We start from the raw sequence: 14,822 nt of genomic DNA, 5'->3' as shown, positions 1-14,822 counted from the left end.
AGCCGCCCGCCGCCCAACTGTGACTTGGGTCCGTCGTTCCCGAACCGTGACCCGGAGCACTCCGCCGGTGGTCCGGGGTCCGGCTACGCCAGAGGTCCGGATCGGCAGCGGCGCACCGCTGCCGATCCGGACCTCACGTGCCCGACCCCGGCGTGGTGCCGGGGTCACCGGCGGGGACTACGCCTCACTCACCCGTCCAGAGCTTCGCGAACTGCTCCTTGTAGTCCTCGAAGGCGACGTACCCGACCTCGGGATCAGACGGCAGGTTGTCCTTCGTGAAGATCTGCACGAGGGCCGGATTGGCCTGCGTGTAGAGGTCGCTGTAGTCGTGCTCCTGTCCCGCCAGCCCGCGCAGCGCCTGGTCCATGGCGAACCAGACCACCATGTGGATGTCGCTGGCCAGCGTGCCCAGCTGCTGTCCCTCGGCGGTCTGCTGGATGTTGATCGGGCTTCCCCCGTTACCGATGCCCGGGACGTCCATCCCCGCGACCTCCATCGCGGCCGGCAGGCCGATCTGCAGCTCGTCGATCGACGCGATGAACGCCTCGGTCTCGGGGTGCGCCTGCAGGTCGCTGACCACCGTGCGTGCGGCGGTGCTCCCGACCTCGGCGATCGAGATGTCCACCACCCGGAGGTTGCAGTCCGGGCACTGCTCGTCCAGCCGTTCTTCGACCCCCTCGAGGATGAGCGGGGTGAACGGGATCTCGGGGACCCGGTAGAACACGAGCTCGGTCGCCTCACCGTTGGTCTCCGCGAGGAGAGCCGAGGCCACGGCCTTGCCGTTCTCCCGGCCACCGGCCACGCCGGAGAAGATCTGCGAGTCGTCGAAGCCGAACTCCTCGCCGTTGACGATCGACGAGGCGATGAACACCGTCCCCTGTTCCCGCAACGCTTCGAGCTGGGGCGTGAACAGCGCGGGGTCGACCGCAATGTCGATGACGGCGTCGGGCTTGCTCTCCACCAGGCTGTTCATGGCGGCGTTGATCTCCTGCGGGCTCTGGCCGGTCTGCACCCGCTGCAGCTCCACGCCCGCCACCTCGGCCGCCTCGCTCAGGTAGTCGTAGGCCTGAGCGGTGACCGGGGTGCCGAGGTCGAGGAAGGCGACCGTCGTGCCTGGCTCCGGCAGCTCCTCGAGCGGCTCGGTGATCGGGAACTCCTCGGCCGGCTGGGTCAGCGACTCGATCGACTGCTGCGCGGCCGCCACATCGACACTGGAGGCCGCCGCCCCGCTGTCGGCGGCACCGCCCGAGTCGTCCGACGAGTCACTGCCACATGCGGTCAGGAGCACGGAGGCAGCAGCGGTCGCCGCGAAGGCCGATCGCCAGGGGGTGCGAGTCGTCACAGAGTCATCCCTCACGGGGTCGAAGCCGGGCCAAGGTGTCCGGCCGTTGGCGGTGGAGGGTCCAGACGTATGCGGCGGTCAACAGTGACCTGGGTCACGCGCCTCCGCACCGTCAGCCGGACGGGCCGCGCACGGCCCGGCCCGGTGACCTGGGTCGCTGCCGCCCGTCCCGTGGAGCAGCAGGATCCACCCATGACTCGCTTGTCCATGATTCAGGACGGCCTCGACCTCTCCCGTCCCGACGAGACGACACCCGAGGAGATCGCGGCGTTCCACGCCGAGTACGAGCGGACGAAGAAGGGCCGCCTCGATTCGTTCGAGTTCTGGATCGAGTTCCGGCCCGACGTGCTCAAGCGGCACAAGGCGAGGTCCCGGCACTTCTTCGGCGAGGAGGCCGCGCGGTTCCAGGTGCCGATCCAGATGCTGGCCATCCACCGGTACACGGTCGAGGGTTTCCAGGCGGGCATCGGCTACGAGATCCGCCTCGGACGGTCCAACGGTGCCCAGCGGAGCGACATCCTGGACACGCTGTCGGTGGCGGCCATCCACTCCGGTCACCAGGGGATGTACGCCGCCTATGCCGAGGCACAGAGCCTCCGCGACTACGTCGACCCCCCGGTCACCGACCGGTTCCCGCCGAACTGGCAGTTCGACCCCAACGGGTTCGACTCGGGGATGGACTACAGCTCGAGGGAGGCGTCGCAGGCCGACATCGACGCGCTCATGGACTGGTACACCACCACCCTGGGCGAGGTCCCCCGCTATGCGCGGCTGCTGGCGCGCACCCGCCCCGGCCTGCTGAAGGCCTACCGCAACCGGTACGAGCACGCCATCAAGGACTCGCTCCCCAAGCAGATGCTCCCGTACCTGCTGCTGAACCACAGCACGGTGCGGGGGGACGAGGACGCCATCCGGGAGAACGTGCTGCTCGGCCGCGCGCTCGGCATGACCACCGAGCAACTGCTCGATTCGGTCGGGCTCGCCGTGCTCTTCGCCGGCATCGAGGTCCTGGGGCCGGTGGAGCGCTGCGCGGGAGAGCTGCTGGGCCTCTAGGGAGGCGCGGCGGCCCGCTCAGTCGCGGCTGGGATGCCCCTGGCCCGGCCAGGGGGCGAGGAGCAGCAGGATCCGGGCGTCCTCGGTGGCGCGCACGGCGCGCGACTCCTTGGGGTCGAACTCGGTCACCAGACCGGGACCGCCGCTCACAGCCTGACCGTCCGCGTCGTGGATCTCGACCGCCCCGCTGGCGACGACGAGCCACGCCCGCTCGTGCACGCGATGCTCCCGCATCTCCTCGCCGGCCGGCAGGTGGATGGCGATCAGCCGGCCCTCGTCGGCGGAGTCCAGCACGAGGGGGCGGTGCGGCTTGACGTCCAGCTCGGTGAGACTCCATGTCTTCATGGGCCTGAATCTAGCCGGTCGGCGGCCCGGGGGATCCTCGTCGAGGATCTGTGCGCAGCACCGGACCCAGGTCACGTCGGGAGCGCCCCTCCTCGACCTACAGTCCGCGCATGGTCAGCTCATCAGGCCCCGAGGCGAGGCGGCCCGCTGCGGTCGTGGTCGGCGCAGGACCGTCCGGCTTCTACACGGCGGCCCAACTGCTCGACGCGGGTTTCACGGTGGACATGGTCGACTCGCTCCCCACCCCCTTCGGCCTGGTCCGCGCCGGCGTGGCCCCCGACCACCCGAACATCAAGGCCGTGACGCGGGTCTTCGACAAGGTCGCGGCGCGCGAGGGGTTCCGGTTCTTCGGAGGGCTCACCCTCGGGGACAACGTCACCCGCGAGGACCTCCTCGCACACTACGACGCGGTGGTCTACGCCACAGGCATGCCCGACTCGAGCCGTCTGAGCATCCCCGGCGAGGACCGGCCCGGTTCGGTGAGTGCCACCGGGTTCGTCGCCTGGTACAACGGTCATCCGGACGCCGCCGAGGACCGGTACGACCTCTCCGCCCGTCGCGCCGTCGTCATCGGCAACGGCAACGTGGCCATGGACGTCGCACGGATCCTCGCGCTCGACGTCGACGAGTTGCGTTCCACGGACATCGCCGACCACGCCATCGAGGTGCTCGAACGGTCGGCCATCGAGGAGATCGTCGTCCTCGGGCGCCGCGGACCGGCCCAGGCGGCCTTCACCACCCCGGAGATCCGCGAGATCGCGAAACTGCCGGGGGTCGACGTCCACGTCGATCCGCGGGACCTCGACCTCGACGAGCACAGCGCGGCGTCGTTGACGTCCGCGAGCGCGACGACCCAGCAGAACGTGGAGGTGCTGCGCGAGATCGCCGGTCGGGAGGTGCAGCCGGGGCGGAGGCGCCTGGCGATCTCGTTCCTGTGGTCGCCGCTGGAGGTCCTGGGCGACGGTGCCGACGGGCCGGTGGCCGGGCTGCGGGTCGGCCGCAACCGCATCGAGCTCGCCGCCGACGGCGTGCTGCGCGCCGTACCGACCGGCGAGGAGCAGGTCATCGACTGCGGCCTGGTGGTCCGCGCCATCGGTTACCGCGGCCGGCCCATCCCGGGGCTGCCCTTCGACGACCGCTCCAGTTGCATCCCCAACACCGACGGCCGCCTGGTGGAGGAGGGAGAGGTCCGGCGCGGCGAGTACGTCGTCGGCTGGATCAAGAGGGGTCCCTCCGGCGTCATCGGCACCAACAAGAAGTGCGCGTCGGACACGGTCACCGCCGTCCTCGCCGACCGGGACGGCGGGCACCTGAACCCGCGTGCCTCGTTCGAGCCCGCCACCAGCGCGGCCATGTTGCTCTCCCGCGCCCGTTCGACCGTCGACTGGCAGGGCTGGCAGGCGATCGATCGCGGGGAGGTCGCGGCGGGCAAGGAGTCGAGCCGTCCCCGGGTCAAGTTCGTGCGCCGCGAGGACCTGTTCGCGGCCGGCACCGAGTCGGGGGCCTGAGGGCGCCTCGCTCGGACTTCAGTCACAGCATCGCCCGGTCGCTCTTCCTAACGTCCCGGAAGCAGCCTCGTCCACCACGGAGGTACCCATGTCTGCAGAACCAGGGGTCAACGTCGAGCTCTACTCGCGTGCCGGATTCGGCGGACCCTTCACCACGATCATCCGGGCCCAGTACCTGCCGGACTTCATCAGGGCGGAGGGCACCTACCTCCCTCGCCGCTTCCAGACCTGGGAGCTCGGCGACGACACGTTCGTGGGGACTCGCGCCCTGCCTGTTCCGATCCTCACTGGCGAAGGCCTGGCCATCGAGGTGAACCGGCTGTCCGCCCCGCCGGCGCACGCCCTCAAGAACGCCGAGTCCGACGAGCTCCACTTCGTCGTCGACGGCGGCGGGGAACTCGACACGATGGTCGGCGTGCTGCAGGTCCGCGCCGGCGACTTCGTGCGGATCCCGCGCGGCATCGCCTACCGCTGGAACTCGCTGACCGGTCCGCTGCACGAGGTCATCATCACGACGGAGAGCGAGATCACGCTCGACCCGGAGAACGCGCCCGGGTCGTTCAACCCGGACCTGCACCTCGACGTCGCGAAGCCGCACGGTCGCCCTGGAGGCCCGGTCGATGGCGAGTACGAGGTCATCTACCGCCACCACGACGGGCTGACCTCCTACTTCTTCGACCACGACCCGCTCCCCTGCCTCGACGTGAAGGGAGCCCCGCCGGTCATCCGCCTCAACATCGAGGACGTCCACGGTCTCTCGGTCGATCGCGGCGGCCTCCAGCCGGCTCGACTCTTCGGCTCCGTCGGCGACCGTGACCTCGTCTTCGGCATCAACAGCCGCCGCAGCGACCGCCCGCCGGTGCACCACAACGTCGACTACGACGAGGTCATCTGCTACGCGGCGGGCCCGACGCCGTGGGGTGCGATCGACACCCCCGGCACCGTCACCTGGGTCCCCAAGGGCGTCTTCCACCAGGGGCCCGAGGAGGACGTGCAGCCCGGCTACAAGGCCTGGCTGCTGGAGACGCGCGTCAACCTGACCTCGACTCCGGTCGGCCGGAAGATCTCGCAGATCATGGAGACCAACCAGTTCGGCGTCCACCCGAGCGACGAGCGCGCCCCCGTCTCCGTCTGACGCCCCAGGACGAACGAGGTGCCCCGGACCTGCGGTCCGGGGCACCTCGTCGTCAGTGGCCCTCCCGGGCGAACGCTCAAGGCGTCTTGAACCGCAGCGGCAGGCTCGTGAAGCCGGTGAGGATGAGCCCGGTGGTCTGGACGCCCGGGCCCGCCAGCGAGATCTCCGAGGTCCGGGACAGGACCTCCTCGAGCGCCAGCCGCAGCTCCAACCGCGCCAGCGGAGCGCCCAGGCACTTGTGGATGCCGCTGCCGAACGCGAGGTGGTCGTTCGGCGTCCGGTCGATGATGCAGGCGCTCGGGTGCTCGAATGCCTCGGGGTCGCGGTTGGCGGCCCCGTAGTTGAGCGCCACGCGGTCGCCGGCGCGGATCGTGCGGCCGTGCAGTTCGACGTCCTGCGTGGCGTCGCGGGCGATCTCCGGCAGCGGCGTCTCGATGCGGAGGAACTCCTCCACCGCGGTGGGGATCTTCTCCGGGTAGCGACGCAGCTCCATCTGGATGTCGGGGTTCGTGGCCAGCCGGTACATCACCCCGCTGAGAGCGTCGGCAGTGGTCGCGTGCCCGGCCGCGATCAGCTGGACACCGATCTGGATCACGATGTCGTCGCTCAGCGGCTGACCGTTGACCTCTGCCGCCATCACACCGCTGAGCAGGTCCGTTCCGGGATCCAGCGGTCGAGCCCGCCGCTCCGCGACGACCCGGCCGATGTGGTTGCCGAAGACCTCGGCGATCACGGCGCCGACCTTGCCCGGGTCCCAGCCCATCCGCTCGAAGCCGGCGATCTGCTCGATCAGCTCGATGTAGGCGGCGTCCGGCAGGTTCAACAGCGCGGCCAGGGCCCGTGCGGGCAACGGCTGGCAGAACCCGGAGACGACGTCCCCCTCCCCCGCCGAGACCAGCGGCTCGAGCGCCTCGACGACGAAACCCCGGATGGTCGGCTCCAGGCGGTCCATGGCCTCTCTGGAGAAGTAGGGGTTCAGCAGTCTCCGGTAGGCGGCGTGCTCCGGTGGGTTGAGCGAGATGGGTATCTGGTCGCCGAAGTTCGGCATCATGATGAACGGCGCCCCGGAGGCGAACGTGCCCGGCTGGCGGGCCGCCTCCTTGACGTCGGCATGACGCGTCAGGGTCCAGAAGCCACCGTGGTCGTCGGCCCAGGCGACCGGGCACTGCTCCCGCAGGCGCTGGTACTCGGCGAGCCGCTGCGCGGATCGGCTGCCGCTCCCCCGCGCGCCTCCTCCGCGGTCCTCCTCGGGGAACCAGTCGGGCGATCGAGTCGAACTGCCTGGCGCATCGGATTCGGTCATGGGTCGACGCTATCGAGGACGCGACGCCGTCCAGTGACCCGAGTCACACGTCTTCGGGGAGCAGCCCCTCCGACGCCGGTCGGTTCCGGACGCGACACGGCCCGGTGCTCCACCCTGGTCGCGGAGCACCGGGCCGTGTCCCCCGGTGGGTCGGCTCAGAACGGGGTGTTGGAGTTGACCGGGTCGGTGTCGGGGATCGGCGACGCGGCCACCCAGTGCTCGACGAGGCGACCGTTCTCCAGCCGCCACATGTCGAAGGAGTTCAGACCGAGGTCCTTGGGGTCGGCGGAGTTCAGCACGATGTGCGACTGGCAGACCACCAGGTCGTCGTCAGCGATCAGACGCTTGATGTCGATCTTGGCGTTCGGGAAGTTGTCCAGGAAGCCCTCGTGGATGTCCTTCAGGAACGCCTCGCGCCCGTCGGCCACCCCGTGGACGTGCTGGATGTAGCGGTCCCCCATGAGCTCGGAGGCCTTCTCCGGGTCCCGGCCGTTCAGCAGCGTCTCGACGAAGTTCCGGACGACTTCCTTGTTGCTCTCCTGCACGCTCTTGTCAGCCATGATGGCGGTACTCGCTCTCTCGTTCACACAGGTGGTGTGGATGGTGGAGGTGTCGGATCGGCACCCGCCGAGGCTGCGACCGACACGTCCCGGGCCTAACGGGTCTTGTACCAGTCAGCGTTGATCTGGATGAACTGCCTGAGGTCGGGAGGGAGGTTCTCCTCCGCGAACGGCGCGTCGACGGGGCAGGCCCCCACGCAGGCGTCGCACTCGATGCACTCGTCCGGATCGATGTAGAGCTGGGTCGCCTCGGCGTAGCCGGGTTCGTCCTTGGTCGGGTGGATGCAGTCCACCGGGCAGACGGCGGCGCACGCGCCGTCCTTGGTCTCGATGCAGGCCGACGTGATCACATACGTCATCGATCGTTCCTCGTCCCTCAGGCTTCGGGCGGAGCCGGCGGCCCGAAGAGCTTCACCATGCCGTACATCTGCGCCATGCTGTCGCGCTGCCCGTTGCCCGGCGCGGTGTACCAGGTCGCGATGTCGCGGAAGTAGCGCTGCATCTTGGCGCTGTCGAGCGCCTGCGAGCTGCCGCCGGTCCGCCACAGGTGCTCGTTGACGGCGTTCCAGACCAGGCGGCCCGCGTAGCCGGTGCGCAGACCCAGCGAGACGTTCTGCTCCGGGTCCACGGAGCCCTTCGCACCCATCTCGGCCAGCCCGTCGCAGACGCTCTTCATGAGCGCCTCGGCGGCCTCGATCTCCATGGAGGCGAGCCCGAACACGCGCTGGTACTCGGGCACCTCGGCCTTCACCTTGGCGGCCATCGTCGCCGCGTCGCTGATCCCGGGGATGCGCTCCGGAGCCTTCTTCTTGATGACCTCCGCGTAGGTGTCCAGCGCCCCCAGGCCCATGCCAATGACGAGCGCCGGCGGGTAGGTGGTGGCGAACGCCAGCTGCGGCATCGCGTACGTCGGATCGTCGTGGTACACCGAGCCCGGGGTGCTGCCGCCGTAGGCGCCGAGCGCGGTGAACGGCTGACCGATGACCCAGTGGTCGGGGACGAAGGCGTCCGTGATGGTCACGGTGGCCGAGCCGCTCCCGCGCATCCCCAGCACCGCGCCCCAGTCGTCGCCGATGGTGTAGTCGGCGCGCTTCGCCACGAAGGAGATGGGGGCGCCCTCCGGGGCGTGCGGCGACCCCGCCGGGGCCGGCACGACGCCCATGTAGTAGTTCGAGAACGCCGAACCGGAGCCGTAGGGGTAGGCGCCGTTGATGATGTAGCCGCCGTCGACCCGGCGGGCCTCGCCCCGGGGGAAGGCGAAGGACGCCGCGTGGAGGTAGCCGTCGTCACCGAACAGCTCGTCCTGCGCCTCCGGGGAGAAGAAGGCAGCCGCGGTGAAGGCGTGGCTGTGGCCGAGCGTGAAGGACCACGCGGCCGAGGGGTTGTAGCGGGCGAGCTCGATCGCGAGCCGGAGGAAGGTCCAGGCGTTCTTCTGGTAACCGCCGTAGCGCTTCGGCGTGAGGACCTTGTAGAAGCCGTTGTCGAGGAACGCCTGGTGGATGTCCTCACCAGGGCGGGTGTTCCGCTCCGTCTCCTCCTGGCGCTCGACGAGGAAGGGACCCAGGGCTCGGGCGCGCTCGATCAGCTCGTCGTGCGTCGGGATGTCGCTGCCCGACTCGTTACCCGCCTGGGATGCGGAGGTGGTCCGGAGAGCCGGCTGTGTCGCAGTCATGCCCGGAGCTTCGGGCCGCGGAGGACGACCGTCAGTGACTTGGGTCTCTCGCGCACAACCGATCTCCTGCGTTCCCGGCGTGCGGCGGACGCGAAGAGGTCCGGTGCTCCGCCCGCAGGCGGGGCACCGGACCACGTCGGGCCGGCGGTTCCGGGAGGCTCAGAACGGGGTGTTGGAGTTGACCGGGTCGGTGTCGGGGATCGGCGACGCGGCCACCCAGTGCTCGACGAGGCGGCCGTTCTCCAGCCGCCACATGTCGAAGGAGTTCAGACCGAGGTCCTTGGGGTCGGCCGAGTTCAGCACGATGTGCGACTGGCAGACCACCAGGTCGTCGTCAGCGATCAGACGCTTGATGTCGATCTTGGCGTTGGGGAAGTTGTCCAGGAAGCCCTCGTGGATGTCCTTCAGGAACGCCTCGCGCCCGTCGGCCACCCCGTGGACGTGCTGGATGTAGCGGTCCCCCATGAGCTCGGAGGCCTTCTCCGGGTCCCGGCCGTTCAGCAGCGTCTCGACGAAGTTCCGGACGACTTCCTTGTTGCTCTCCTGCACGCTCTTGTCAGCCATGATGGCGGTACTCGCTTCCTGTCTCGCACAAGCAATGTCGGTCCCAGGCTGTCGCATCGACAGCCGGTGGTGCTGTGACCCAAGTCCCCGGACCGCCGCGCCGGGCGTCGGCCCGAGTGGAGCCGGCGCCGTCCGGTGACCTCGGTCACTGGACGCCGTACCCGAACGTGACAGCGTCCGGGCATGACGACCGAGAAGCGTGCATCCGACTGGGAGCCGGACCAGGACCGAGGCGGCAACAGTCGCGGGGCAGGCAGCCGATCGCCCCAGCGACTGGCCGAGTACGACCGGCTCCGGAAGGAGTGCCCGGTCGCCTGGACCAACGACTACGCCGGCCAGTGGACGCTGACGCGCTTCGCCGACGTGACCGAGGCGGCGCGGCAGCCGGGGACGTTCGAGTCCGGTGAGTTCTTCACCCTGGCCCTTCCCGGGGGCGGCAAGCAGATCCCCATCACGCTCAACCCGCCCGAGCACACGGTCTTCCGTCGCATGCTGAACCGCTACTTCACCAAGGACCGGATGGACCGGCTCGAACCGCTGATCCGCTCCTACACCCGTGAGCAGCTGGCGCCGCTCCTCGAGACCGGGCGTTCCGACGTCGTGGGGTCCGTGTGCCAGGTACTGCCGGCCCGGACGCTGGCCTCCCTGATGAACCTCCCGGACGAGGCTTCCCGCGACCTCATCGCCCAGATGGCCCAGTTCGAGGAGTCGGGGTGGGACCCGATGAAGGTGGCCCCCGTCATCTTCGGGACGCTCGCCACCTACATCGCGCAGGTCGTCGCGCAGCGCCGGCAGGAGCCGCTGGACCCTGACCTGGACCTGCTCAGCGGCGCGATGGCCATGGAGGTCGACGGAGCCCCCCTCTCGGACGAGACCGTCATCGGCATCGGCGTGCAGATGATCGCTGCCGGGCACGCGACCAGCGCCGACGCCCTCGGCGCCGCCATCTACCGGCTGGCCACCAACCCCGACATCCAGATGCGGCTCCGGCGACAGCCCGACCTCATCCCCACGGCCATCGAGGAGTTCCTGCGCCTGGAGGTTCCCCTGCCCGAACTCGGGCGCCGCGCCACGACCGACATCGAGCTGCACGGCCGGACGATCCGGGCCGGCGAGCTCGTCGCCCTGAACTACGCCGCGGCCAACCGTGACCCGGAGGTCTTCGAGCACCCCGACAGCTGCATCATCGACCGCAGCCCCAACAAGCACCTGACCTTCGGGTCCGGCATCCACAAGTGCCTCGGCGCCCCCTTGGCCCGGCTGGAGCTGCGGGTCGTCCTGGAGGAGCTCCTCGCCGCCACCAGGGAGATCAGCCTCGACGGTGCCCCGGAGGAGACGACGGGGGTCATCCTCGCGGGATTCACCTCGCTCCCGATCCGCGTGCAGGTCGCCGCGCCCGCGCCTTCCTGAGGCCGACGCCCGGCCGAGCAGCCTTCCTTGGCAGCCGCTCGGTACGCTCGACGATCACGTCGCCACCGCCAGGGGAGCCACCGTTGTCCGCCCCGTCCACTCATGCGTACATCCGCATGAAGTTGCTCGTCCCGACGATCCCGCCAGAGGTCGTCCCTCGCGCACGGGTCGAGCGGCGACTGGGCGAGCTGATCGCCCGTCACCAGGTGGTCCTCGTGGTGGGCACGGCGGGAGCCGGCAAGACGACCGCCGTCGCGGCGGCGGTCGGGCACCTCCGGCAGCCGGTCGCCTGGCTCTCCCTCGACGACACGGACGTGGCGCCCGGCCGGCTCGTGACGTACCTGGACGCCGCGATCGGGCACGCGCTGCCCGAGAAGGCAGGCGTCGCGGTCAGCGCGATGTCCGGCAACGTCCCCCACGCGGAGGCCGCCGGTCTGCTGTCCTCCTCGATCGAGGAGGAGCCACTGGTCGTCGTGCTCGACCAGCTGGAGCGTCTGCGGGACCACGCCGAGGCATGGGCGGTGCTCGACTCCTTCGTCCGCCATGCGGGGACCGGGCTGCGGCTGGTGCTGCTCAGCCGGCAGTTCCTCCCCGCGGGTCGCCTCGACCCGACCGGCCTGGCCGTCGGTTACCTCGGGGAGTCGGCGCTCGCGTTCACGGCGGAGGAGGCCGCCGGAGCACTGGCACGGCGCGGCGTCTCCGGCGTCGACCCACGGCATGCCGTCGAGGAGACCGGCGGCTGGGTCACCGGTGTCCTCTTCGAGGCGTGGCGGTCGGCCGAGCACCTCCCGGGTATCGGAGGCGAGGCGGACCCGTTGTACGGCTACCTGTCGGCCCACATCCTCGACCAGCTCGACCCCCGCGACCGGGACTTCCTGGTCGACACCGCGTTGCTCGACGAGGTGACGCCGGGCCGGGCGACCGCCCTGGGCATCAGCGACGCCGGCGCCCGGATGGCGTCACTGCGCACTCGCGCGCTACCGGTGACCTGGCCGGGAGCGCACGTCCTCCGTTGTCATCCACGGTTCCGCGAGTACCTCACGGAGCTGCTCGAGCGCCGGCCCGTCGACGCCGTCCGTCAGCTCCGCGTGCGCTACGGCCGGCTGCTCGCGTCCGAGGGCCGCGACGAGGACGCGACCGAGGTGCTCATCGCGGCCGGCGCACCCGAGATCGCGCTCGCTCCCGCATCCCGCGCGCTCGCTTCGGTCATCGAGCGTCTCGACTTCCGTCAGGCGCAACGCTGGCTCGAGGCCCTCGAGCCCACCGCCGCGGCACACGATCCGTTCGCGCTCAGCCTGGGCCACCTGATGCTGTCGGTGGCGGAGGAGGAGTTCACGCGCGGAGCCGCGTACGCCGACAGCCTGGCCACGCGCGGCCTGCGCGACGAGCTGGCCCGGACCTCCGCCCGGGCCGTCGTCCTGATGACCCTGTGCTACGCCGCCTCCTTCGAGGCGGACAAGTTGCACGCCGTCATCGCCGCCGCGCCCGCAGGGCCGGCGCGCAGCGTCGCCGAGTACGTCGCGTCGATGTACACGCACGACGCCTCCCCCAGCTCCTACGAGCTGCCGCCCCTGAGCCAGGGCGCCGACTACCCGTCGCTGCTCGTGGGGAAGTACTTCCACGGCCGCATCGCCGAGATCGAGCGGGCGGTCGGATCGGCGTGGAACGAGTGGGAGTTCGCGGGCTCGCGGCTGCTCGCTGCCCGGGCACTGGGTCACACCGAGCAGGCACTCGAGATGTACGAACGGCTCACCAGCTGGGGAGCACGGTCCCTGCTCGTGCTCGAGGCCGCACCGGACCTGCTCCTCGACGCCGGCAGGCGGGACGAGGCGCGCGCCGCGCTGGACGAGTACGACGAGGAGGTCCACCGCAGGGGCGCTCCCTTCGCCCGCATCGGGTGCCTGACCCTTCGGGCCAAGATGGCGCTCCGCCTGGACGGGGACCACGCCGGAGCGCTGGCCGCACTCGCCGCCTTCGACCGCATCAGGGCGTCGATCGGCGCCAGCCCGCTGGACCAGCGGGCCGACACGTGGCGGGGGCTCGCTCTCCTGCTCGCGGGCGAGGACGAGCGTGCCGCCGCGGTCCTGCGGTCCACCGTCACGACGATGCGGAACGCCGACCTCCTCCTCGAGCTCCCCGCTGCCGCCGTGTTCCTCGCCGAGGCCGAATGGCGGCTGGGTGACCCGGAGGCCGCCGATGCCGCGGCCGACGTCGCGCTCGAGGCGGCCCGGGCCCAGGGATCCACCTTCCTGCTGCTCGAGGCGCTGTCCCTGCTGCCGGCCGTCGTGTCGCGGCGCATCGACGCCGAGTCGTCGGCGACCTCGGCCTGGCACGACCTCGGCCGCGCGCTCCACGCTCGGGGCAGGAGCGACCGACGACTGGCCGCGCCCTCGTCGGTGCTGCTGCGGGAGTTCGGCTCGGTCGACCTCCTCGTCGACGGGGTGCCGGTGCCGACGGGCATCCGGAAGAGCCTCGAGCTCCTCGCCTTCCTCCTCGCCCGGGGCGGCCGTGCGCGCCGCAGGCAGGTGATGGAAGCGCTCTTCGAGAACACGGACCGATCCGCCCAGGCCTATCTGCGCCAGGCCCGCAGCCGGCTCAACCGGGCACTGCCGGAGGAGGCGGCGGTGGGCACCGACGGCGACGAGATCACCCTCTCGAGCGCGCTGGCGGTCACCAGCGAGTCGGTCGAGCTCGACCGGCGGCTCCGGACCGCCCGGCACCTCCCGGGGCCGGAGCGCCTGCGGGCCATCGTCTCGGCGCTGGAGATGGCGGACGCCGGCGACTACCTGCCCACGATCCGGGGCGCCTGGGCGGACGAGCGCAGGGAATGGATGGCGGCGCTGCTCACCGACGCCCACGCCGAGGCCGCCCAGCTCGCCCTCGCCGCCGAGCGCTACCCCGAGGCGCGGACCCATGCCGAGTCCGTCCTGCGCGCGGAGCCCTACCGGGAGGGCGCGTGGCAGACCCTCATGCAGGTCGCCGGCATGCTCGGTGATCGCGACGGCGTCATCGAGGTCTACCGCGCGTGCGAGCGGGCGCTGAGCGAGGTCGGCACGACCCCGTCGGCGAGCACGCGGCAGCTCCTGGAGAAGCTGCGTCGCTGAGGCGCGATCGGGCGCCGGACCGGCGGATCAGGCCAGCGACGCCTGGTAGAGGGCCCTCGGGTCGGTGAGCACCAGGAGCCGGCCGCGCCGCTGGACGAGCCCCTCGTCCTGGAAGCGGCAGAGCGCTCGGGACACCACCTCGCGCACGGAGCCGATGGCGTCGGCGATCTCCTGGTGGCTCGCCCGAAGGACCAGCTCCCGTCCGTGCCTCATCCCGAGCATCAGCAGGTGGCGAGCCACCCGCGTGCGGATCGGGCTGAACACGTTGGTCGCGATCAGCTCCTGGTCGCGCATGGCCTGCTGGGCGATCTCCTGGGTCAGCGCCCAGGACACGTCCGCCCGCCGGCGGGCGATCCCGGTGACCGCGTCGCGGTTGAGCAGCAGCACGGTGGTGTCGTGGAGTGCCTCCCCGTTCAGCGCGCGCCCGCCGTAGCGCTGCACTGCCGGTCCGGTGGTGGATCCCAGCGCCAGCCCGCGCACACCGATCAGCTCGCCAGGGCCGGCGTACCGGACGGTCATCGACCGGCCGTCGGGCGTGTGGATGGAGAAGCGCAGGAGACCCTCGACGACCACCCCGAGGACGGCGGTCTCGGCGTGATGAGCACCGCGGTAGAGCACCTCGCCCGCCTGGAACCTCGTCTCGACCGCCTGCGCCAGGATCGTCCTGGTGACCTCCGGCGAGAGGGACGCGAGGGTCGTCCTCCCCCAGGCCTCGCGCGCCGCGGGCGAGATCGCGGCGAACGGTGCGGGACCCGGCGGCACGAGCGCCTGCAGGGAACGCGCGGGCAGGGGACGTGCGGGCGGAGTCAGCATCGACAGGGCCATC

Annotated in this window: 13 protein-coding genes; 5 read left to right on the top strand and 8 right to left on the bottom strand. The window is 70.9% G+C overall.

The features are described 5' to 3' along the window. Nucleotides 1–184: 184 nt before the first annotated feature. A complete protein-coding gene (locus tag ACU616_RS14405; protein ID WP_446759137.1) occupies nt 185–1,204 on the bottom strand; it encodes a sugar ABC transporter substrate-binding protein in 1,020 nt (339 codons plus the stop codon). A gap of 330 nt (nt 1,205–1,534) precedes the next feature. On the opposite strand from ACU616_RS14405, the gene ACU616_RS14400 reads away from it, so the two are divergent. After that, on the top strand, nt 1,535–2,395 hold the full coding sequence (locus tag ACU616_RS14400) for a hypothetical protein (RefSeq protein ID WP_446759136.1): 861 nt from the start codon (nt 1,535–1,537) through the stop codon (nt 2,393–2,395). Nucleotides 2,396–2,413: 18 nt separating this feature from the next. Here the strand turns inward: ACU616_RS14400 and ACU616_RS14395 are convergent, their stop codons facing one another. Then, the gene (locus ACU616_RS14395) at nt 2,414–2,740 is read right to left on the bottom strand and encodes a hypothetical protein (protein ID WP_446759135.1); all 327 of its coding nucleotides are present in this window, start codon (nt 2,738–2,740) and stop codon (nt 2,414–2,416) included. Nucleotides 2,741–2,850: 110 nt separating this feature from the next. Between ACU616_RS14395 and ACU616_RS14390 the strand changes: the two genes are divergently transcribed. Both ACU616_RS14390 and ACU616_RS14385 read left to right on the top strand, forming a co-directional pair. Further along, nucleotides 2,851–4,248, top strand: a complete 1,398-nt coding sequence (locus tag ACU616_RS14390) for an FAD-dependent oxidoreductase (RefSeq protein WP_446759134.1) — start codon at nt 2,851–2,853, stop codon at nt 4,246–4,248. Between the two features lie 88 nt (nt 4,249–4,336). Next, nucleotides 4,337–5,383, top strand: a complete 1,047-nt coding sequence (locus tag ACU616_RS14385) for a hypothetical protein (RefSeq protein ID WP_446759133.1) — start codon at nt 4,337–4,339, stop codon at nt 5,381–5,383. 76 nt (nt 5,384–5,459) lie between these two features. Here ACU616_RS14385 and ACU616_RS14380 read toward each other — a convergent pair whose 3' ends face one another. The 5 genes from ACU616_RS14380 to ACU616_RS14360 all read right to left on the bottom strand — a co-directional run bounded on the left by ACU616_RS14380 (nt 5,460) and on the right by ACU616_RS14360 (nt 9,482). Beyond that, entirely contained in the window at nt 5,460–6,686 is a 1,227-nt protein-coding gene (locus ACU616_RS14380; protein ID WP_446759132.1) for a cytochrome P450, read from the bottom strand. Nucleotides 6,687–6,841: 155 nt separating this feature from the next. Beyond that, the gene (locus tag ACU616_RS14375) at nt 6,842–7,246 is read right to left on the bottom strand and encodes a nuclear transport factor 2 family protein (protein ID WP_446759129.1); all 405 of its coding nucleotides are present in this window, start codon (nt 7,244–7,246) and stop codon (nt 6,842–6,844) included. A gap of 95 nt (nt 7,247–7,341) precedes the next feature. Beyond that, the gene (locus ACU616_RS14370) at nt 7,342–7,605 is read right to left on the bottom strand and encodes a 4Fe-4S dicluster domain-containing protein (protein WP_446759131.1); all 264 of its coding nucleotides are present in this window, start codon (nt 7,603–7,605) and stop codon (nt 7,342–7,344) included. A gap of 17 nt (nt 7,606–7,622) precedes the next feature. Further along, nucleotides 7,623–8,918, bottom strand: coding sequence for an acyl-CoA dehydrogenase family protein (locus tag ACU616_RS14365; protein WP_446759130.1), 1,296 nt, complete (start codon nt 8,916–8,918; stop codon nt 7,623–7,625). Nucleotides 8,919–9,077: 159 nt separating this feature from the next. Further along, nucleotides 9,078–9,482 (bottom strand): nuclear transport factor 2 family protein, encoded by a 405-nt coding sequence (locus ACU616_RS14360; protein WP_446759129.1) that lies wholly within the window; start codon nt 9,480–9,482, stop codon nt 9,078–9,080. A gap of 183 nt (nt 9,483–9,665) precedes the next feature. Between ACU616_RS14360 and ACU616_RS14355 the strand changes: the two genes are divergently transcribed. Both ACU616_RS14355 and ACU616_RS14350 read left to right on the top strand, forming a co-directional pair. Further along, on the top strand, nt 9,666–10,892 hold the full coding sequence (locus ACU616_RS14355; protein ID WP_446759128.1) for a cytochrome P450: 1,227 nt from the start codon (nt 9,666–9,668) through the stop codon (nt 10,890–10,892). 116 nt (nt 10,893–11,008) lie between these two features. Beyond that, nucleotides 11,009–13,996 carry a BTAD domain-containing putative transcriptional regulator gene (locus ACU616_RS14350; RefSeq protein WP_446759127.1) on the top strand — a complete coding sequence of 996 codons (2,988 nt, stop codon included), beginning with the start codon at nt 11,009–11,011 and terminating at the stop codon, nt 13,994–13,996. Nucleotides 13,997–14,023: 27 nt separating this feature from the next. On the opposite strand, the gene ACU616_RS14345 is transcribed toward ACU616_RS14350, so the two are convergent. Next, the gene (locus ACU616_RS14345) at nt 14,024–14,821 is read right to left on the bottom strand and encodes a Crp/Fnr family transcriptional regulator (RefSeq protein WP_446759126.1); all 798 of its coding nucleotides are present in this window, start codon (nt 14,819–14,821) and stop codon (nt 14,024–14,026) included. Between the last annotated feature and the right edge of the window lies 1 nt (nt 14,822).

The sequence above is a fragment of the Geodermatophilus sp. URMC 62 genome, assembly GCF_052931475.1.
The sequence above is the reverse complement of the archived record's forward strand: the minus strand, read 5'-3'. Positions and strand labels throughout refer to the sequence as shown.

Coding starts and splice junctions, on each gene's coding strand:
- ACU616_RS14400 (WP_446759136.1), top strand. CDS start 1,535: ATGACTCGCTTGTCCATGATTCAGGACGGCCTCGACCTCTCCCGTCCC.
- ACU616_RS14395 (WP_446759135.1), bottom strand. CDS start 2,740: ATGAAGACATGGAGTCTCACCGAGCTGGACGTCAAGCCGCACCGCCCC.
- ACU616_RS14390 (WP_446759134.1), top strand. CDS start 2,851: ATGGTCAGCTCATCAGGCCCCGAGGCGAGGCGGCCCGCTGCGGTCGTG.
- ACU616_RS14385 (WP_446759133.1), top strand. CDS start 4,337: ATGTCTGCAGAACCAGGGGTCAACGTCGAGCTCTACTCGCGTGCCGGA.
- ACU616_RS14380 (WP_446759132.1), bottom strand. CDS start 6,686: ATGACCGAATCCGATGCGCCAGGCAGTTCGACTCGATCGCCCGACTGG.
- ACU616_RS14375 (WP_446759129.1), bottom strand. CDS start 7,246: ATGGCTGACAAGAGCGTGCAGGAGAGCAACAAGGAAGTCGTCCGGAAC.
- ACU616_RS14370 (WP_446759131.1), bottom strand. CDS start 7,605: ATGACGTATGTGATCACGTCGGCCTGCATCGAGACCAAGGACGGCGCG.
- ACU616_RS14365 (WP_446759130.1), bottom strand. CDS start 8,918: ATGACTGCGACACAGCCGGCTCTCCGGACCACCTCCGCATCCCAGGCG.
- ACU616_RS14360 (WP_446759129.1), bottom strand. CDS start 9,482: ATGGCTGACAAGAGCGTGCAGGAGAGCAACAAGGAAGTCGTCCGGAAC.
- ACU616_RS14355 (WP_446759128.1), top strand. CDS start 9,666: ATGACGACCGAGAAGCGTGCATCCGACTGGGAGCCGGACCAGGACCGA.
- ACU616_RS14350 (WP_446759127.1), top strand. CDS start 11,009: ATGAAGTTGCTCGTCCCGACGATCCCGCCAGAGGTCGTCCCTCGCGCA.
- ACU616_RS14345 (WP_446759126.1), bottom strand. CDS start 14,821: ATGGCCCTGTCGATGCTGACTCCGCCCGCACGTCCCCTGCCCGCGCGT.